Here is a 19,008-nt window from a genome sequence, read left to right as displayed (position 1 = left end):
GTCCGCCTGCGCCGTCAGGTGCCGATGGCGGCCGGCCGTTCGGGCTCGGCCGGCCGTCGCGGGAAGCGCAGCCAGAAGGTCGTGCGGCGGCCCGGCTCGCTGTCGACGCCGCATTCACCGCCGTGATTGTCCATGATCGACCGGACGATCGCGAGGCCGAGCCCCGTGCCCGACGCCGAATTGTGGCGTGACGGATCGATGCGATAAAAGCGTTCGAAAATTCGCCCGACATGTTCAGCCGCGATGCCGGGCCCCGTATCTGACACGGCGATCGTCGTCGCGCCGCCCTGCTCGACGCAATCGATCGTCACGACGCTGCCGCGCGGCGCATAGGTCAGCGCATTCGACAGCAGGTTGCTCAACGCACGCTGGTACAGCGTCAGATCCGCATCGACCCACGCGTGGCCGTCGACCATCACCGTCACGCCTTCATCTTCCGCCAGCGGCTCGTAGTAGCCGGCCACCCGCTCCGCCTCCCGCGCCGCATTCAGCCGCCGCACGCTGATCGACGTGCCGGCCTGTTCCGAGCGCGCGAGAAACAGCATGTCCTCGATCATCCGCGACAGCCGCTGGTATTCGTCGATGCTCGATTCGATCACGCTCCGGTATTCGTCCGCGTTGCGCGGTTGCGACAGCACCACCTGCGCGGCTGCCTGCAGGTTCGTCAGCGGCGTGCGCATGTCGTGCGCGAGATTCGACGAGAACTGGCTCAGCCGCGTGAACGACTCGCTCAGCCGCGCGAGCATCCCGTTGAACGCATGCTCGAGTTCCTTCAGCTCGCCGGACGTATCGAGTTCCGGCAGCGGATGCGCGAGCCGGCTCGTCGACATCTGTTCGGCCCGCGCCGCGAACCGCCGCAGCGGGCTCAGCCCGAGCGCGGCGATGCCGTACGCGATCGCGGCCGCGATCACCACGCCGAACACCTGGATCACGACGATCGTATAAGCATGCGTGCGCAACAGCAGCATGTCGGCGCTGCGGTCGTACTGCACGGCGACGCGCACCACGGGCGCACCTGCACCGGCGAGCGGCACGGTCGTCACCAGATACTGGTGCCGCGCGCCGGGCGGCGCGACGCCGGACGGCGCGCGCCCGACGTTCATCGACAACAGCGGCGTATAAGGGCGGAAGCCGGGCGTGCCGACGACGCGCGTGCCGGCTGCATCGAAGATCGCGAGATCCATGTTCGGATGACCGTGCAACTGGTCGATCCAGATATCGGCATTGCGCGCGACGTCGTCCGTCGTGCGCGCCTCGGCCAGATGCGCGCCCAATGCGGCGGAAATGCCGGCCATCTGCTCGGCTGCCGTCGTTTCGACGCGGTTGCTCAGCGCTTCGTACAGTGCGACGCCGCTCGATGCGAGGATCACCGACGTCGACAGGATGATCAGCGCGGTCAGCCGGCCGCGCAGCGTCCGCGGCAGCAAGCGCGCGATCATGCGGCCGCGCCGCCGCGCGCTTCGAGCACGTAGCCCATCCCGCGTACCGTATGGATCAGCTTCGGTTCGTACGCGTCGTCGATCTTCGAGCGCAGCCGGCGGATCGCCGAATCGACGACGTTCGTGTCGCTGTTGAAGTTCATGTCCCATACCTGCGACGCGATCGTCGCGCGCGGCAGGATCTCGCCTTCGCGGCGCATCAGCAGCCACAGCAGCGCGAACTCCTTCGCGGTCAGCAGGATCGTGTCGCCCTGCCGCGTGGCCTTGCGTCGGGTCAGGTCGAGTTCGAGATCGGCCACGCGCAGCGTGTTCGAATCGCGCGGCTGGCCGCGCCGCAGGATCGACTTGATGCGCGCGGTCAGTTCGACGAAATCGAACGGCTTCGCGAGATAGTCGTCCGCGCCGAGTTCGAGGCCCTTCACGCGATCGCCGACGTCGTCGCGCGCGGTGAGAAACAGCACGGGTGTCGACTTGCTGCGCCGCAGGTTCTGCAGCAGCGTCCAGCCGTCCTGCCCGGGCAGCATCACGTCGAGCACGAGCAGGTCGTACTCCTCGGTTTCGGCCTGATGCTGGCCCGTGATGCCGTCCTCGACCCAATCGACGACGTAGCCGGCCTCGGTCAACCCCTTGCGCAGATACGCGCCCGTCTTCGGTTCATCCTCGACAATCAGAATTCGCATCACGCGTTACCCTTGAAGAAACCCAGCCGGCGCATCATGCCCGCGGCGAAACCGCCGCGCAACGCCGCGCGCCACGACACCGCGTGGCTCACGCGGTACAGCACCGGCAGCACCAGCAGCGTCAGCGCGGTGGACGACAGGATACCGCCGATCACGACCGTCGCGAGCGGGCGCTGCACCTCGGCGCCGGTGCCGGTCGCGAACGCCATCGGCAGGAAGCCGAGCGACGCGACCAGCGCGGTCATCAACACCGGCCGCAGCCGCGTGAGCGCGCCGTCGTGCACCGCCGCGTCGAGCGGCATCCCTTCGTCGCGCAGGTTGCGGATGAACGAGATCATCACGAGGCCGTTGAGCACGGCCACGCCGGACAACGCGATGAAACCGACCGCCGCCGTGATCGACAGCGGAATCCCGCGCAGCCACAGCGACACGACACCGCCGCTCAGCGCGAACGGAATGCCGGTGAACACGAGCAGCCCGTCCTTCACGTTGTTGAACATCACGAACAGCAGCACGAACACCATGAACAGCGCGAGCGGCACGACGAGCTTCAGGCGCTCGCTCGCGCTTTGCAGCTGCTCGAACTGGCCGCCCCACGACATCCAGTAACCGGCCGGCACGCGCACGTCCTGCTGCAACTGCTCGCGCGCATCGGCGACGAACGAGCCGACGTCGCGCCCGCGCACGTTCGCGCTGACCACCACCCGCCGCTTGCCGTCCTCGCGGCTGATCTGGTTCGGGCCCGGCGCCACGTCGATCGTCGCGAGTTCGGCCAGCGGCACGTACGGCGCCGCCGCGAGCGGCGCGCTGGCGCCGGCGGCCGGCGCGGGCAGCGCGATCGGCAGCCGCTTGATCGCCTCGATGTCGGTGCGCAGTTCGTCGGGCAGCCGCACGACGATGTCGAAGCGGCGGTCGCCCTGAAACAGCGTGCCGGCCTTCTGCCCGCCGACGGCCGCGGCCACCGAGTCCTGCAGGTCGGCGACGCTCACGCCGTAGCGCGCGAGCTTGTCGCGGTCAAGGTTGACGGTCAGCACCGGCAGGCCCGTGGTCTGCTCGACCTTTACCTCCGATGCGCCCGGCACCTTCCGCAACGCAGCCGCGATCTGCTCGCCGGTCTGGTTCAGCACGGCCATGTCGTCGCCGAAGATCTTCACGGCGACGTCGCTGCGCACGCCGGAAATCAGTTCGTTGAAGCGCAGCTGGATCGGCTGCGAGAACTCGTACGCGTTGCCCGGCAGCTCGGCGAGCGCGTCCTCGATCTCGCGCACGAGCTGCTCGCGCGGCTTCTTCGGGTCAGGCCACGTGTCGGCCGGCTTCAGCATGATGTAGCCGTCCGACAGGTTCGGCGGCATCGGGTCGGCCGCGATCTCGGCCGTGCCGGTGCGCGCGAACACGCGCGCGATTTCGGGGAAGCGCGCCTTCAGCGTCTTCTCGATCGACTTCTGCATCTCGACCGACTGCGACAGGCTCGTGCCGGGAATCCGCAGCGCGGCCACGGCCAGGTCGCCCTCGTTCAGGCTCGGGATGAACTCGCTGCCGAGCCGCGTCGCGAGCCCGAGCGTGACCAGCACGATCACGCCCGCCCCGATCATCACGCGCGCCGGGCGCGTCATGAACGCGGCGAGCACCGGTGCGTACGCGCGCCGCGCCCAGCCCATCAGCCGGTTCTCCTTCTCCTCGACCCGCTCGCCGATAAACAACGCGACGGCCGCCGGAATGAACGTGACGGTCAGCACCATCGCGGCCGCGAGCGCCATCACGACGGTAATCGCCATCGGATGGAACATCTTGCCCTCGACACCGGTCAGCGCGAAGATCGGCAGGTACACGACCATGATGATCAGTTGCCCGAAGATCAGCGCGCGACGCGCCTCCTGCGATGCGCCGAACACTTCGGCGAAACGCTCGTCGCGCGTGAGCGGGCGCCCCGCCGCCGACTGCGCATGCGCGAGCCGCCGCACGCAGTTCTCGACGATCACCACCGCGCCGTCGACGATGATCCCGAAGTCGAGCGCGCCGAGGCTCATCAGGTTCGCGCTCACCTTCGCGTTGACCATCCCGGTGAAGGTCATCAGCATCGACAGCGGAATCACGAGCGCGGTGATCAGCGCCGCGCGGATGTTGCCGAGGAACAGGAACAGCACGGCGATCACGAGCACCGCGCCTTCGAGCAGGTTCTTCTTCACGGTGGCGACCGCCTTCTCGACGAGCACCGTGCGGTCGTACACCGGAACCGCCTTCACGCCGGCCGGCAGCGTGCGGTTTACGTCTTCCATCTTCGCGGCGACGGCCTTCGACACCGTCCGGCTGTTCTCGCCCATCAGCATGAACACCGTGCCGAGCACGACTTCCTCGCCGTTCGACGTCGCGGCGCCGGTGCGCAGTTCGCGGCCGATGTCGACCACGCCGACGTCCTTCATCCGCACCGGCACGCCGCCGACGTTGGTCAGCACGACGTTCGCGATGTCGTCGACGGTGCGCGCCTGGCCCGGCACGCGCACGAGATACTGCTCGCCGCGCTTTTCGATGTAGCCGGCGCCGACGTTGTCGTTGTTGCGCTCGAGCGCCCGCACGACGTCGGCGAGCGTCAGCCCGTACGACATCAACTTCGTCGGGTTCGGCGCGACGCGGTATTCCTTCACGTAGCCGCCGATCGAGTTGACCTCCGTCACGCCGCGCACGTTGCGCAGTTGCGGCCGCACGACCCAGTCCTGCAGTTCGCGCAGGTCAGCCGCCGTATAGCGCGTGCCGTCGGGCTTGCGCGCGCCGGCGTCGGCTTCGACGGTCCACAGGTAGATCTCGCCGAGGCCGGTCGACGTCGGCCCCATCGCCGGCGCGATGCCGGCCGGCAGCTTGTCCTTCGCCTCCTGGATGCGCTCGTTGACGAGCTGCCGCGCGAAGTAGATGTCGGTGCCGTCCTTGAAGATCACGGTCACCTGCGACAGCCCGTAGCGCGAGATCGAGCGCGTCTGTTCCAGCCCCGGCAGCCCGGCCATCACGGTCTCGACCGGGTAGGTGATGCGTTGCTCGGCCTCGAGCGGCGAGTAGCCGGGCGCGGACGTGTTGATCTGCACCTGCACGTTGGTGATGTCGGGCACCGCGTCGATCGGCAGCCGCTGGTAGCTGAACACGCCCAACGCGGCCACGGCCGCGATCGCCAGCATCACGAGCCAGCGGTGCGCAATCGCAAAGCGGATCAGGCGCTCAAACATGTCGGGATTCCTTGACACGGGTAACGGTCGAGCGCACCGGACGGGCCGCGCGGCCGGTCACCCGGCGAATCGGAAAGCGGGCTGCGTGGCGGGCCGCCAGTCGCGCCACGGTGCATGCGTATTGCTGCTCACTCATGTTCCGCGTTCCCCTTGCCGAGCTCCGCCTTCAGCACGAAGCTGTTCGACGCCGCGTATTCCTGGCCGGGCTTGAGCCCCTTCAGCACTTCGGTCGCGCGTTCGTCGCGCCGCCCCGTTTCGACGGCCTGCGCGACGAAGCCCTTCGGCGAACGCACGAACACCGACGGCGTGCCGTCGACGTCCTGCAGCGCGTCGCTCGCGACCGCGAGCGGCACGCGTTGCGGGCCCGCGTCGACCGATACGTTGACGAACATCCCGGGACGCCACACGCGATCGGGGTTCGGCAGCACGACGCGCGCCGGCGCGGTGCGCGTCTGCTCGCCGAGCAGCGAACCCACGTACGCGATCGGGCCGCTCGAGCGCGATTCGAACGCGGTCGCGATCACCGTTGCCTCGCGACCGACGCGCACGTCGTTGAGCCGCTGCGCCGGCACCGCCATTTCGGCCCATACGGTCGACAGGTCGGAGATCACGAACATGCTCGCGTCGGCGGCAATCGCCTCGCCCGGCGTCGCATGCTTCTCGACGATCGTGCCGGCGAACGGCGCGCGCAGTTCGTAGCGGTTCAGCGCACCCGCGCCCACCGGCGCGTTCAGCGCGGCGAGCTTCTGCCGCGCGTTCTGCACCGCGATCTCGGCCTCGCGCAACTGCACCTGGGCCTGCTGGTAGTCCTGCTCGGCCGAAATGCGCTCCTGCCACAGCGTGCGTTCGCGCTCGTAGGTCGCGCGGGCGCCCGACAGCCGGCGCTCGGCCGTCAGCAGCTCGCTGCGGCGGTCGGCCAGATCGGTGCTCGCGATCACGGCGAGCACCTGCCCCTTCGCGACGTTCTGCCCGAGCGACACCGACACCTGCTCGACGATGCCGGCCACGCGCGGCACCACGTGCGCGGTGCGATCCTCGTTGAACTTGATTTCGCCGGGAAGCTGGAACGGTGTCGCGATCTGCGCGGGGCCGGCGTTCGCGAGCGCGATCTTCGACGTCGCCAGTTGCGCGTCGGTCAGCGCGATCGCGCCGTCGGCGAGCGCGTACGGGAACGACGCCGCATCGTTGCCGGCCTTCACGTCGATCGTCGCATCGAACACGTGCGGCTTCGCGATCGACTGCGCGGACACGAACTTCTGGCCGGCCGCGTCGAACCGCAACGGTTCCTGCGTGCGGTCGTACCGCACCAGCGTGCCGGACACGGTCACGCCCTTGTCCAGCGGCTTGCCGTCGACGGACGGATAGACGACGAGCCGCGCGTCGCCGGGCTTTTCCGTCATCACGATCTCGACGGACAGCTTGCCGCGCGTGAGCACGACACCGCCGCGCGCGCCGGCACCATCGGCCTGCTGCACGGCTTCGGCGGCCGTCGGCGCCGATGCGCCGTTGACGCTCCGCGTGACGGCGAGCGCGCCGATCACGATTCCGGCGCCGCCGAGCACGGCCGCCGCGATAACGAAGATTCTGCTGCGTGACATGATGATCCTTCCGGTAAGAGGAGCGCTTATTGCGCGACGGCCGCGAGCGGCGTGCCGACGAGCCGGCCGATGTCGGCGCGGGCCGCATGGGCGCCGGCGAGCGCACGCACGTATTGCGACTGCTCCTGGAACAGCGTGCGCTGTGCGTCGAGCACGTCGAGGAAGCCGAACTTCCCGAGTTCGTAGCCGCGCGACATCGCATCGAGCGCGAGGCGCGCGGCCGGCAGGATGTCGGACTTCAAGCGCTGCGCTTCCTGCTCGGCGGCCTCGAAATTCGCGTATGCCTGCGTCAGTTCCAGTCGCAGGCGCGTGCGTTCGCGATCGAGATCGGCGTTCGCGCGCGTGGCCTTGTGCGTCGCCTCGAGCAGCGCGCCCTTGTTCGTGTTGAACAGCGGAATCGGGATCGATACGCCGACCACGGCCTGGTTGTCCGGCACGCCGCCCGTGGTCACGCGCTTCACGCCCGCGCTGACCGTCACGTCCGGAATACGCCGTGCGCGTTCGAGCGACACGGCCGCATTCGAGCGCAGCATTTCGGCACGCGCGATCCGTGTGAGCGGCGAATCGTCGAGCTGCGCGGTCAGCGCGGACAGCGGCTCGACCGGCGGCACCGTTTCCAGGTCGCCACGTACCGCGAGCCGGTCGTTGCGCGCTTCGCCCATCACCGCGTTCAGCTTTTCGCGCGCGACGTCGACACGGCCGCGCGCGGTCACGACTTCGATCTGCACGCCGGCCGCCGCCACCTGCGCCTTGGTCGCCTCGACCGGCGACACCTTGCCGGCCTGCGCCCGGCGCCCCGCGAGATCGGCCGAGCGCGCGGCGATCGCGGCCGATTCCTCGGTCACCTGAAGCTGGCGCTGCGCGGCGAGCAGCCCGTAGAACGCGGCGATCACATCGGCGCGCACGGCCGCGCCCTGGTCGTCGAGCGACGCGTTGGCCGCCTCGCGGCCGTACGACGCGACGTCGAGCCGCGCGCGGCGCTTGCCGCCCAGTTCGATGGTCTGGTTGATCAGCGCGGTGGACGTGCGCTCGGCGCGACTGAAGCCTTCCTGCAGGAACGAGATTTCCGGGTTCGGACGGGCGCCGGCCTGCATCAGTGCGCCGGCCGACGCATCGACGTCCGCGCGCGCGCCGCGCAGCGCCGGGTTGTTGCGGGCCGCGACCGCGAGCGCATCGGAGAGCGTCAATGACGATGCAGGGAGCGTATCGGAGGGGAGAGCGCCGATCGGCGTCGCGCTGCTGGCTGCGATCGTGATCGGCCCCGGCGACAGCGACGACTGCGCATGAGCCGTCGCGGCCATCGCAAGGACGATGGCCGCGACGAGGTTGAGCTTGAGCATGTTCGGTTCTGCGGTAACGGTTCGCGACCGATGCTACGGACCTGCCGCAGTGCGAACATGAGGCGAAGATGATATTTCCGTCATGTTGGGCGCGGTGTACTCGCCGAATCGACGTGCATATCTGCCCTGCCGGTCACGTCAGCATAAAAAATACGTTTCAAAATTTAGAACTAGTTCTATAGACGTATTCGCTCGAAAAGATGACTGTTCAAGGTCCCGGCAACATGAACAAAACCATGCTGTTTTATGACATCACGGTCGTGCTGCCTCCTTGAAAACCTGCGAATCGAGACTTTTAATCAGTGAAAAACCTCTTCGATCACAACGAGTACGACTTTGACACCGGCGAAGACAAAGAATGGTTTCTCGTTCACTCCGGGGCCGTCACCAACACAAACCCGGGATCGGTGGTTGACGTTTACATCAACACAACACCCATCTGCCCTAATATGACCAATCGAGAATTTAGAATCATGGTATCTCGGCTGCTTAAGTGGTCCATAATTCTGGTTGAGCGCAGGATCACCGATCTGAAGCGGTATGACAAAACAACCAAAGACAGAATGATATATTGGTTCAATCGATGCGATGAAAATACACGAAAATACCTTCTCATCGGCTTCTCACGACATCTCTCCGTTCTCAAAACGCTGACGCCACACCATTTCGTTCGAAGCGATCCGAAGCTCGATAGAATGTTAGGCTGTGTTCCGAACATGATCGACATCGAGAATGAAGCCGCTCACGTTTGCGGGCCCAACACGGAGCGCAGGCTTATCAGCATTGCGATGAAGTTTTGTACCGGCTTGCGCGATCAGAATATGTTCGGAGATTCCCGCCTATCCACGCTCATTCACGAAGTCACTCACTTCGTCGACACCTTCGGTAGCGGCGACCCTCGTTACGGGCTCGATCCCACAGCGGCCGCATGGGCAAGGACCAATCCCGACCAGGCATTGAGGAACGCGGATACCCTCACAGGGTTCGTGATCTACGGCGAAGAATTATTTGCGGAGTAAGGAGCCGAATTCAGCATGAGAATTTTTATCACGTCACTAATCGTGCCTATCGCAACGTTGCTCCTTTTCCCGGCAAGCTCTGCGGCGGAATGTCAGGGGTCACAAAATCTGCCGTCACGGCAATTTTTCGTGGCCTTCTCCCACAACAGTCACGAGATCTCCGAATCCGAGAAAATACGAATTGGACGATGGATTTCAGCAATGAATTTCGATTATCCGATACAAAACTGGATCACTGTAATTGGCAGCGCTTCCAAGATTGAGGCTGATCCTGAACGACTCGCAACGAAGCGAGCTTCCGAGACGGCGAAAGTCGTCATAGACGACGGTCTGACAAACGCACCGATTCAGATAAAAACGCAAATTTATCCAGCCAGCAGTGCAGCTGGATCGACATCGGAAACACGCGAAGTCGCCATTCAAGTGAGCCCCGGCTGCCTCGACAACTGCTGTACCGGCCATTGACATGAAATCGGCTCATTTACCGCCGCCGCGCTTGCGTTGACCCGTGTACCTCCAACGCTCGCGTGCGACGGTCCATCGAATCCATCCGAACGAGATTTCGATGTTCGATTCGAGCGATATGTCGATCACCGAACCCGGGAAGCTATCCGCGCATTTTCGAGAATCAAACGCGCCCTTGCTTCCCCCGCCGCCGCTGCACGAGCCAGTCGAGCAGTTGCCGCCCGTCGCGCTCGCCGAACCAGCGCGCATGCCCGATCAGGTAGCCGTCGTACGCGATATCCACGGTCGCCGGCGCATCGATGATGCAGCCGAAATACGCGACTTCCGACAGCGCGAACTCCGTATGCACGATCGGCAGCAGCGCGACGAGCGCCGCATACGCATCGTCGCTCAGCGGTTCGAGCGATTCATAGCCGTCGAGCAGCATGTCGATCTGCTCGTATTCCACGCGCCGCGCATCGGCCGGCGCCATCCAGTCGACCGTATTGCGCTCGATCGCCAGCGCGAGGTCCATCACCGCACAGGTGCGATCCGACAAGCCGAAATCGAGCACGGTCCGCACCTGCGCGCCGGGCCCCGCTTCGGTCCACAGCAGGTTTGACGCATGCCAGTCGCCGTGCGTCCACAGCGGCGTCAACGTGGGCAGCAACGGCACGAGACGCGCGTGATACAGGCCGATCGCCTCGGCCACGTCGCCACGCCAGTCGCGCGAGCCGAGCGCACGCACGAGCAGCGGCTGCGCATCGACCCAGCGTTCGAGCGCGCCCGCCAGATCGGCGGACGACAGCACGCGAAAACTCGACAGCAGCGTGCGCACGGGCCGCGCGGGCGCATCGTAGCCGGCCGACGCGCGATGCAGTTCGGCCAGCGCGCGGCCGGCCGCGTACGCGTGCGACGGATGCGTGAACGGCTGCCACGACATCACGCCGCGATACGGATCGACGCCGGGCGCGAGCACGTGCACCTCATACGTCCACTCGCCAAACGCAAAGGCGGTCGCGCCGTGACGATCGGCCAGCACGTCCACCACCGGCATCCCGCGTTCGCGCAGATGCGCGATGAAGCGATGCTCTTCCTCGAGCCCCGCGACATCGCGCAAGCTCGCGTGATGTCGCTTGACGAACAACCCGCGCCCGTCCGCCATTCGCACGAGCACCGCTGCCGCGAACTGTCGCGGGCTGTGCCACGTCAGCCGCACCGGCTCGCCCGCGCCGTCGATCCGCGCGAGCACGGCCGCCACCTCGTCGTGCGTGATCAGCGGCCAGTCGCGTTCGGCCTGCTCGCCGTCCACGCCGAATTGCGGCGGTGCGACGTCGCGCGACAGGGGGCCGTCCGGCTCGAGGGGGAATGACATGAACGACGTTGCTCCGTGGTTGAATCCGTGCGCGGATCAGCGCGCGCCGCCGCCCGATGCGAGCGGGCCGCCAGCGGCCGCGCGCAATGCGGCGGCCGTGCGGCTCCAGTCGCGCCAGCCGACGACGGCCAGCCCGATGAACAGCGCATAGAGCCCGGCAGTCAGATACAGTTCCTTGAACACGAACATCCCGACGTACACGACGTTCACGATGATCCACAGCCCCCACGATGCGATGTAGCGCCGCGCGGTCCAGTATTGCGCGACGAGGCTGAACGCGGTCAGCGACGCATCGACGAACGGCAGCGCCGCGTCGGTCCAGCGCGCCATCATCCCGCCGAGCAGCGCGCTGCCGATGACGGCCGCGATCAGGTCGGGCAGCATCTTGAGCGGCTGCACGCCGGTCACGGGCGCGACGTCGCCGGCCGTCACCGCGCCGCCGCCGGCCTCGCTCGCGCGCTGCGCGAGCCAGCGCTGCCAGCCGTACACCTGCAGCACCGCGAATGCGCCCTGCAGCAGCATGTCCGAGTACAGCTTCGCATCGAAGAAGATCCAGCCGTACAGCGCGACCGACGCGAGGCCGACCGGCCAGCACAGCATGCGCCGCTTCGCGGTCAGCCAGATCGCGAGCGCGCTGACGATCACGCCGGCGATTTCGAGTGGGGACATCGTCTGTGCTCTCCTGGTGAACTGCCGGGGCCGCGCGTCACGCGGCTGCCTCCGGTCGGTCAGAAATCATAGGTCAACGATACGCGCGCGGTGCGCGGCGCACCCGGGAACAGGTACGCATCGCCCTGCTGCTCGCCTGCGTCGCGCCAGTAGAACTTGTTGAACAGATTGTCCACCGACACGCGCAACACCGTACGATGGCCGCCGATCTTCGTCGTATAACGCGCGCCGAGATTGAACACGAACCACGACGGCACGCGCGCGGTGCCCTCCTCGTTCGCGTTGCGCGCAGCGCTGTATTCCACGCCGCCGAGCACGTTCAGGCCCACGACGCCCGGCACCGCGTAGTCCGCATACAGCGACGCGCGCAGCGCGGGCACGTTGATGATCTGGTGCCCTTCGTACGCCGGCGATCCGGAATCGTATGCGCGGGCGCGAATCGCCGCGACGCTGGCCGTGAGGCCCAGCCGCTCGGTCACGCGCCCGGCCGCGCCGAGTTCGATCCCCTGGTGCCGCTGCGTGCCGCGCTGCACGAACGTGTAGCTCGTGCCCGACGCGTCAGGATCGGCGAACTGGAACGGCTTGCTGATCGAGAACACCGCGGCCGTGAGGCTCAGCCGGTCGAGCCAGTCGTATTTCGCGCCGACCTCGATCTGGTGCGATTCGACGGGCGGCAGGAACGCATACGCGTTGGTCGCGCGCACCGGCGCCTGATCGCCGAGCGACAGCGCCTTGCTGTACGACGCATACAGCGACAGCACGTTCACCGGCTTGTAGACGAGCGCGACCTGCGGCAGGAACACCGAGCGGTCGGTATGCGTCGCCTCGCCGTCGAGGCTGCTCCAGCTGCGCTGGCGCAGCAGCACTTCCTTGCCGCCCGCGAGCACCTGCCAGTGTTCGCCGAGGCTGATGCGGTCGAGCCCGAACACGCCGTACTGCCACGAATCGAGCTGAGGATACGACGGCCCGGGCGTGTTCGGCGACGGTGCAAACGCGACGTCGGGCCCGTAGATGTTCTCGCTGCCGACATAGTCGTACACGGCAGTCGCCATGTGCACGACGCGGCGCTGCACGCTCACGCCGAGCGTCAGCTCGTGCCGCAGCGGCCCCGTCGCGAACTTGCCGGTCGTGACCGCGCGCAGATCGTCGTTGCGCCGGTATTCGCCGGGGCTGCGGAAGTCGTACACGTCGTAGTCGCCGTTCGCGCCGAAGAAAAACGGCGACGTCGCGCCGGCCGCGCAGCTCGCCGCGTACGAGCAGCCGTACGCGAACGCGCTGTTGTCGTCGATCATCGTGCGGCTGCGGCCGGCAGCGATATAGGCCTTCCAGTCGTCGTTGAACTGGTAGTCGAAACGCGCGTTCAGGTTCAGCGCGTCGGTCGTCACCGGTTTTGCCCACGGCTGCGTGCCGAGCGCCTTCGACGTCGTCTTCACCGACGGCACGACGGTGCCGCCGAGCAACTGGTAGCCAGGCGCGGAACGCTGGATCCACTGCTGGAACTCGGCATTGAGCTGCAGGCTCGCGCGCGGGCTGATGTCCCAGTCGGCGGCGATCGAGCCGAACGTGCGCCGTCCGTTCGTGCCGTCGATATACGAGTGCATGTTCTCCTTCGCCGCATTGATCCGGAACCCGAACTGGTTGTCCGGGCCGAAGCGGCGGCCGAGATCGACGGCCGCCGACGTCGAGCCGCGGCTGTCGACGCCCCCCGTCACACTCGCGACGTTCGCGGAGCGCTTGGTCACGAAGTTGATCACGCCGCCCGGTGCGACGACGCCGCTGTCGATGCCCGCGAGCCCTTTCAGGATCTCGACGCGCTCCTTGTTCTCGAGCGGCACGTTCTGCTCGCCGGACACCGTCAGCCCGTCGATCCGGATCGCGCTCGCGAGATCGACCGGAAAACCGCGGATCGCGAAGCCCTCGAAATAACCGACCGGCGCGTAGTCGTTGACGACCGACGCATCGTTGCGCACGACGTCGCTCAGCCGCTTCGCCTGCTGATCGTCGATCACCGCGCGCGTGATGACGTTCACGGACGCCGGCGTGTCGCGCAACGGTGCGTCGTCGAACCCCGCGACCGATGCTTCGCGCGCCCGCAACGCATGGCCGCGCTCGCCGCTCACCGTGATCGCGGGCAGCGTCGTGCTGGCGGTCGCATCGGCGCCCGGCGCAGGTGTGTCGCCCTGAGCCGCGGCCGCCTGCGCCGCGAAAAGCGTGACGCCGAGACCGACGCCGAGCCCGACCTTCGCGCGCCGCCGCCGTGCGCGCGCCGCTGTTGTTCTATTCACCGTCATTGTTCTGGAGGGAAAACTCGCCATTCGACCTGTCGAAACCCGAAAGCCGTTACGAAGCTGCGAAGCGTGCGCTTGCAACCGCAACCGCATCCGCGCCCATCGCCGGACACGAGCCGTCGACACGATATTCATCGGACGAACCGGACCCTGCGGCGTGCAAGCGGGCCGACCGGTCGGAACAACGCAGGATGGGACATCGGATTCGGATGACGCGCCGGAAGCCGACGCAGCGGCCGACGGGTTCGTCGGATGCCTGTCGGGCGGCCGGCTGCGTCGCGCGGTCGTGTCATGCGGGGGACGCTTCGAACGCCCCGGTGCGGGCGGCGGGCAGTCGCGCCGGCCGTTCATCGGAACGGCGGCCTGCCCGTCGCGCGCGACATCGCGGCGTGGCGCGCATTTTACCCCGGGCGCGGCAAAGGGCCGCGGAATCGGGCGGAATGGGAGACGGGGAAGGCGGGGACGGGGACGAACGGTGCAGGCGGCGCGATAACGGCGGCGACGGCGACGATGCGGTCGCGATTCGCGTCGTGCGTGCCGGCGCTGATGCCGGCGTCGTCATGCACCGGTCAGGTGGCCGGAAACGGGAGCGGGAACGGCGGCCCGCTAACGGCTCACCGTCCGCTCGCTCAAAACCCCTGCATCGTCACAGTCGGATCGACAACCAGATGCACGACGCCGTAAATGACCGCGCCGACCAGCAGCGCGAGCAGCAGCGCCACGAACGGCAGCAGCGTGAAGTTGGCGTTCGCGAGATCGTTCGCGTGCGCCTTGCTGTTGCGCACGCCGAAGAAACTCCACAGGACCAGGCGAACCATGCCGAGCAGTTTCATGATGGGCTCCTTTATCGAATCGGTTGACCCTATCGTCGATCCGGACAGCATTCGAAAAAAGCAGCAGTTGCGTGCGCTTTTCGCGCAGCAGGCCGTCTGCGGCGGCATGTCGCACACGCGTCAGCGGTCGAGCACGAGCGGCTCCGTCGCGCGTTGCGCGGGCCGTGCGACACACAGCAGCGCGCAACCGGGTTCGATCGCCGCATCGGGCATCTGCTCGTAGTCGACCGCGCCGGACAGCACGCGCGTCGCGCACGTGCCGCACGAACCGGAGCGGCATTCGGACGGCACGGCCACGCGCTGCCCTTCCGCGAATTCGAGCAGCGTGCCGTCGGCGGGCGTCCACGCGGCTTCGCGCCCCGTGCGCCGGAACACGACCGGCACGCTCGGCGCCGCTGGCGCGACAGCCGCGCGGGTCGCACTGCGCGAGACGCTCGACGGCCCGAACGCCTCGAAACGGATGCGTTCGTCCGGCACGTTCAGCGCGCGCAGCCCGTCGTACAGGTCGCGCATGAATGCCGCCGGCCCGCACAGATAGAAATCGTAATCGTCGAATGAAAGGACCCGCTTCAGTTGCCCGATGTCGATGCGCCCGGCCCGCGCGGCCGAGCCGTCGTGAGGATGACTGTCGAACCAGTGAAGCGACACGCGTGCATCGGCGGCCGCGATGCGCGCCAGTTCGGCGGCGAACGGCCGGTCGGCCGCTTCGCGTGCGCCATGCACGAACACGACGCGGCGCGACGGCGCGTCGCCGGCCAGTGCGCGGCGCAGCATCGCGACCATCGGCGTAATGCCGATGCCGGCCGACACGAGCACGGCCGGGCGCGGGCTCGCGAGATCGAAAGTGAAGCGGCCGCGCGGCATCTGCGCGTCGAGCGTCATGCCGGCCTGCGCGTGATCGTGCAGCCACGCCGATACGCGCCCTTCCCGTTTCACGGTGATCCGGTAATGCGCGCCGCCCGGCGCGTCGGACAGCGTGTAGCTGCGAATCGTGGGCGCGTCGCTCCCCGGCAGCGCGATGCGCAGCGTCAGATGCTGACCGGCTTCGTACGCAGGCAATACGCCGCCATCCGCCAGTTCGAAATGGAACGACCGGATCGCGCGCGTTTCGTCGACGATCTTCGCAATGCGCAGCGTTCGCCATGCGGGAGCCGATGCCGGCACGGCGGCGGATGGCGCCGGTTCGGCCGTTGCCGCCGCACCGCCCGACGCCGACGCCGCCGTCGCCATCGCCGCGAACTGCGGCGCACGCTCGACCGCCGACCACCGGAACGGCAGCACGGCCCGCACGCGCCGCACTTCCCGAACGTGGAAACGCACGACGCGCTGCCCGCCGTCGAACGACGCGACGAGCGGCCCGTCCCACACGATCTCCGCGTGCGCGGCGACGTACAGCAGATCGCCGCTGTCGAAATCGACGAACAGCAGCCCCGCGCGCGGATCGTGCTGCAGGTTGCCCAGCGTATTGAAGAACCGGTTGCCGCTGAAATCGGGCGTGGTCAGCGTACGCGCATCGTCGACGCGCACGAAGCCCGGCACCCCGCCGCGATGCGATACGTCCGCGCCGCGCGCCGCGCCCGCCTCCGCCGACGTGTTCGCACTCGCGACGAAGAACGTATCGGCCTGCGCGAGCAGCGCGCGATCCGCGTCGCTCAATGCGTCCGACACGTCGGGCGCGACGGACGCTCCGACGTCCCGCGCGACGAAAGTGGGCTTGCGGCCCTGGATGTACTTCGCGCAGTTGCCGAAGCTCTGCTCGACCGCGATCGTCAGCGCGTCGCCGTCGACCGCGCGCACGACGCCGTTCACGCGATTGCGCCGCCGCGTATCGAATTCGATCCCGAGCCCGCCGAGCGGCGCGCCCGCCTGCCACGCGCCGGCCAGCGGATCGCCCGGCAGCGCGGGTGCCGCGATGCGCAGCGTGTGGGCGTCCGGCGACGTGACGAACCCCGGCGTACCGACGCGCAGCGTCGCCCACGGCTGGCCGTTTGCATCGACGCCGCCGAGCACGAAGAACGGCAGTTGCGCGAAAAACGTCCGGTGCTGATCCGGCATGAAGCGCCGGATCCCGCGCCGGCCGGCCGCGCTCGCCGCGTCCGTCACGCCTGCGCGCTGCTGCACGGCAAGCTCGCCCGCGTGAAACGGCGCGGTATCGAGTTCCCACCCCGGTACGACGGCGGTTGGCGCATTCATCGCGTTCTCTCCCGAACAAGCGCGGCAGCCGTGAGTATCAAGCGGCGAGCAGACCCGCGCGCGTCGTCGGCATCGCGACGAAGCCCGGCAGCGCCTCGATACGCGCCAGCCACGCCCGCACGTGCGGATACGGTTCGAGCGACACGCCGCCTTCCGGCGCGTGGGCGATGTACGTGTACGCGGCGATGTCCGCGATCGTCGGCTGCGCGCCGGCCGCGAACGGCTTGCCGGCCAGCTCGCGATCGATCACGTCGAGCACCTTCCCGGCCGTGCGCTTGGCCGCTTCCGGGTCGAGCTGCGCGCCGAACACGGTCACGAGCCGCGCGGCCGCGGGGCCCGATGCAATCGGCCCGGCCGCGTACGACAGCCAGCGCTGCACGACGGCCGCGCCGACCGGATCGTCGGGCAGCCAGTGCGCATCGCCGTAGCGCTTCGCGAGGTACACGAGGATCGCGTTCGAATCGGCGATCACGGTGCCGCCGTCGTCGATCACCGGCACCTGCCCGAGCGGATTGAGCGCGAGAAACGCCGGTTCGCGCTGCGCGCCGGCCGCGAGATCGACGTCGATGGTCCTGGACGGCAACCCGAGCAGCGACAGGAACAACCGGACACGATGCGCGTGCCCGGACAGCAGGAACGAATAGACGCGAATGGGCGAGGCGGGCTTGCTGGCGGCAGACATGGAAACACTCCGGAATCTCGCGCCGCCGGGGATCGGCGACGAACGGCTCCAGCGTAACGCTCGCCGTTCGTCGCCAGAAGACGGATAATCGCGGAAACATTCTCCGCTTTCATAGGACAATCGACGATGGCCGATCTGCGCGACGTGAACCTGAACCGGCTGGCGATCTTCGTCGCGGTGGTCGACGCCGGCTCGCTGACGGCCGCCGCCGAGCGGCTCGGCCTCGCGAAGACGGTCGTCAGCACGCACATGCAGCGCCTCGAATCCGAGGTCGGCGCGAACCTGCTGGTGCGCACGACGCGGCGGCTGAGCGTGACCGATGCCGGCCGCGTGTTCTACGACGCGTGCCGCGACATCGTGCGCGCCACCGAAGCCGCGCTCGACACGGTGTCGTCCGACGCCGGGCCGCTGCGCGGCACGCTGCGCGTGAGCGTACCGATCGACTACGGCGCGCTGGTGGTCGCGCCGGCCGTCGTCGCGCTGCGCGACCGGCATCCGGCGCTCGCCGTCGAACTCGTCGCGAACGATCGCGTCGTCGACCTGGTCGCGGACAACCTCGACGTCGCGATCCGCATCGGCCGTCTCGCCGATTCGAACTATCGCGCGGTGCAGCTCGGCACCTATGAGAAATGGCTGGTCGCGAGCCCGGCGTTCGTCGCGCGACACGGGCTGCCGCGCGATCCGGATGCGCTCGCCGCGCTGCCGTTCGTGATGCTGTCGTCGCTGCCGCGGCCGCATACGCTCGAACTCGATGACGTGCGGGGCGGCCGTGCATCGGTGCGCTGCGTCGCGCCGGTCGTGTCGAACACCGCGACCGCGTGCCGCGCGATCGTGCTCGCGGGCGGCGGCTTCGGGCTGCTGACGGATTTCTCGACCGCGGACGACGTCGCGGCCGGCCGGCTCGTGCGGCTGCTGCCGGGCTGGCACACGGCGCCGGCCGGGATCCATGCGGTGTATCCGTCGACGCGGCTGCCGTCGCCGAAGGTGCGCGCGTTCATCGAGGCGATGAAGGCGCGGATCGGGGAGACGCCCGTGGTCGTACCCGCGAAGCGACGCCGCACGCGTTAGCGTGTCAGTCGAACCGGACGACGTTACATTCGGGACTCATTCGTCGCAGCCCTCGATATCGGCGAACACGCACTCGACAGGACGAAAACGGCCCTGCTCGATTTCGCGCTCGCCTGAAGACAGCAGCGTCGCCAACACCAGCGTCGCCTGAGACGCTCCCGACGATTC

14 protein-coding genes are annotated in these 19,008 nt (G+C 67.9%); 3 read left to right on the top strand and 11 right to left on the bottom strand.

Annotated elements, in window-relative coordinates:
- Positions 1-14 precede the first annotated feature (14 nt).
- The 5 genes from CFB89_RS18805 to CFB89_RS18785 form a co-directional block, all read right to left on the bottom strand.
- Positions 15-1,439 (bottom strand): heavy metal sensor histidine kinase, encoded by a 1,425-nt coding sequence (locus CFB89_RS18805; RefSeq protein WP_089469162.1) that lies wholly within the window; start codon positions 1,437-1,439, stop codon positions 15-17.
- Positions 1,436-2,119 carry a heavy metal response regulator transcription factor IrlR gene (irlR, locus tag CFB89_RS18800; RefSeq protein WP_006490455.1) on the bottom strand — a complete coding sequence of 228 codons (684 nt, stop codon included), beginning with the start codon at positions 2,117-2,119 and terminating at the stop codon, positions 1,436-1,438. Before irlR ends, CFB89_RS18805 begins: the two co-directional genes overlap by 4 nt.
- Positions 2,119-5,331 (bottom strand): efflux RND transporter permease subunit, encoded by a 3,213-nt coding sequence (locus CFB89_RS18795; protein WP_089469161.1) that lies wholly within the window; start codon positions 5,329-5,331, stop codon positions 2,119-2,121. Before CFB89_RS18795 ends, irlR begins: the two co-directional genes overlap by 1 nt.
- 128 nt (positions 5,332-5,459) lie before the next feature.
- Positions 5,460-6,929, bottom strand: coding sequence for an efflux RND transporter periplasmic adaptor subunit (locus tag CFB89_RS18790; protein WP_089469160.1), 1,470 nt, complete (start codon positions 6,927-6,929; stop codon positions 5,460-5,462).
- Positions 6,930-6,955: 26 nt separating this feature from the next.
- A complete protein-coding gene (locus CFB89_RS18785) occupies positions 6,956-8,269 on the bottom strand; it encodes a TolC family protein (RefSeq protein WP_089469159.1) in 1,314 nt (437 codons plus the stop codon).
- 302 nt (positions 8,270-8,571) lie between these two features.
- Between CFB89_RS18785 and CFB89_RS18780 the strand changes: the two genes are divergently transcribed.
- Together CFB89_RS18780 and CFB89_RS18775 are read left to right on the top strand one after the other, a co-directional pair.
- Positions 8,572-9,288 (top strand): M35 family metallo-endopeptidase, encoded by a 717-nt coding sequence (locus CFB89_RS18780; RefSeq protein ID WP_089469158.1) that lies wholly within the window; start codon positions 8,572-8,574, stop codon positions 9,286-9,288.
- A 15-nt stretch (positions 9,289-9,303) separates the two neighbouring features.
- A complete protein-coding gene (locus CFB89_RS18775; protein ID WP_089469157.1) occupies positions 9,304-9,753 on the top strand; it encodes an OmpA family protein in 450 nt (149 codons plus the stop codon).
- A 163-nt stretch (positions 9,754-9,916) separates the two neighbouring features.
- Here the strand turns inward: CFB89_RS18775 and CFB89_RS18770 are convergent, their stop codons facing one another.
- The 6 genes from CFB89_RS18770 to CFB89_RS18740 all read right to left on the bottom strand — a co-directional run bounded on the left by CFB89_RS18770 (position 9,917) and on the right by CFB89_RS18740 (position 17,772).
- Positions 9,917-11,107, bottom strand: a complete 1,191-nt coding sequence (locus CFB89_RS18770; RefSeq protein ID WP_089469156.1) for a phosphotransferase enzyme family protein — start codon at positions 11,105-11,107, stop codon at positions 9,917-9,919.
- 36 nt (positions 11,108-11,143) lie between these two features.
- The gene (gene pnuC / locus CFB89_RS18765; RefSeq protein ID WP_089469155.1) at positions 11,144-11,776 is read right to left on the bottom strand and encodes a nicotinamide riboside transporter PnuC; all 633 of its coding nucleotides are present in this window, start codon (positions 11,774-11,776) and stop codon (positions 11,144-11,146) included.
- Positions 11,777-11,835: 59 nt separating this feature from the next.
- On the bottom strand, positions 11,836-14,067 hold the full coding sequence (locus CFB89_RS18760) for a TonB-dependent siderophore receptor (RefSeq protein WP_089469154.1): 2,232 nt from the start codon (positions 14,065-14,067) through the stop codon (positions 11,836-11,838).
- Positions 14,068-14,693: 626 nt separating this feature from the next.
- Positions 14,694-14,897 (bottom strand): DUF2970 domain-containing protein, encoded by a 204-nt coding sequence (locus tag CFB89_RS18750; protein ID WP_050014477.1) that lies wholly within the window; start codon positions 14,895-14,897, stop codon positions 14,694-14,696.
- A gap of 120 nt (positions 14,898-15,017) precedes the next feature.
- Positions 15,018-17,090 (bottom strand): pyridoxamine 5'-phosphate oxidase family protein, encoded by a 2,073-nt coding sequence (locus tag CFB89_RS18745; protein ID WP_089469153.1) that lies wholly within the window; start codon positions 17,088-17,090, stop codon positions 15,018-15,020.
- Positions 17,091-17,127: 37 nt separating this feature from the next.
- Positions 17,128-17,772: a glutathione S-transferase family protein gene (locus tag CFB89_RS18740; RefSeq protein WP_089469152.1), complete on the bottom strand. Its 645-nt coding sequence runs from the start codon at positions 17,770-17,772 to the stop codon at positions 17,128-17,130.
- Positions 17,773-17,898: 126 nt separating this feature from the next.
- On the opposite strand from CFB89_RS18740, the gene CFB89_RS18735 reads away from it, so the two are divergent.
- The gene (locus CFB89_RS18735; RefSeq protein ID WP_089469151.1) at positions 17,899-18,840 is read left to right on the top strand and encodes a LysR family transcriptional regulator; all 942 of its coding nucleotides are present in this window, start codon (positions 17,899-17,901) and stop codon (positions 18,838-18,840) included.
- Positions 18,841-19,008 lie beyond the last annotated feature (168 nt).

It is taken from the genome of Burkholderia sp. AU16741 (assembly GCF_002223345.1).
Taxonomy (GTDB): domain Bacteria; phylum Pseudomonadota; class Gammaproteobacteria; order Burkholderiales; family Burkholderiaceae; genus Burkholderia; species Burkholderia sola.
This window is presented reverse-complemented; position numbering and strand designations above follow the sequence as displayed.

Bases quoted from the DNA above. Each gene is read 5' to 3' on its own strand.
- CFB89_RS18805 (WP_089469162.1), bottom strand. From the start codon at position 1,439: ATGATCGCGCGCTTGCTGCCGCGGACGCTGCGCGGCCGGCTGACCGCG.
- irlR (WP_006490455.1), bottom strand. From the start codon at position 2,119: ATGCGAATTCTGATTGTCGAGGATGAACCGAAGACGGGCGCGTATCTG.
- CFB89_RS18795 (WP_089469161.1), bottom strand. From the start codon at position 5,331: ATGTTTGAGCGCCTGATCCGCTTTGCGATTGCGCACCGCTGGCTCGTG.
- CFB89_RS18790 (WP_089469160.1), bottom strand. From the start codon at position 6,929: ATGTCACGCAGCAGAATCTTCGTTATCGCGGCGGCCGTGCTCGGCGGC.
- CFB89_RS18785 (WP_089469159.1), bottom strand. From the start codon at position 8,269: ATGCTCAAGCTCAACCTCGTCGCGGCCATCGTCCTTGCGATGGCCGCG.
- CFB89_RS18775 (WP_089469157.1), top strand. From the start codon at position 9,304: ATGAGAATTTTTATCACGTCACTAATCGTGCCTATCGCAACGTTGCTC.
- CFB89_RS18770 (WP_089469156.1), bottom strand. From the start codon at position 11,107: ATGTCATTCCCCCTCGAGCCGGACGGCCCCCTGTCGCGCGACGTCGCA.
- pnuC (WP_089469155.1), bottom strand. From the start codon at position 11,776: ATGTCCCCACTCGAAATCGCCGGCGTGATCGTCAGCGCGCTCGCGATC.
- CFB89_RS18760 (WP_089469154.1), bottom strand. From the start codon at position 14,067: ATGACGGTGAATAGAACAACAGCGGCGCGCGCACGGCGGCGGCGCGCG.
- CFB89_RS18750 (WP_050014477.1), bottom strand. From the start codon at position 14,897: ATGAAACTGCTCGGCATGGTTCGCCTGGTCCTGTGGAGTTTCTTCGGC.
- CFB89_RS18745 (WP_089469153.1), bottom strand. From the start codon at position 17,090: ATGAATGCGCCAACCGCCGTCGTACCGGGGTGGGAACTCGATACCGCG.
- CFB89_RS18740 (WP_089469152.1), bottom strand. From the start codon at position 17,772: ATGTCTGCCGCCAGCAAGCCCGCCTCGCCCATTCGCGTCTATTCGTTC.
- CFB89_RS18735 (WP_089469151.1), top strand. From the start codon at position 17,899: ATGGCCGATCTGCGCGACGTGAACCTGAACCGGCTGGCGATCTTCGTC.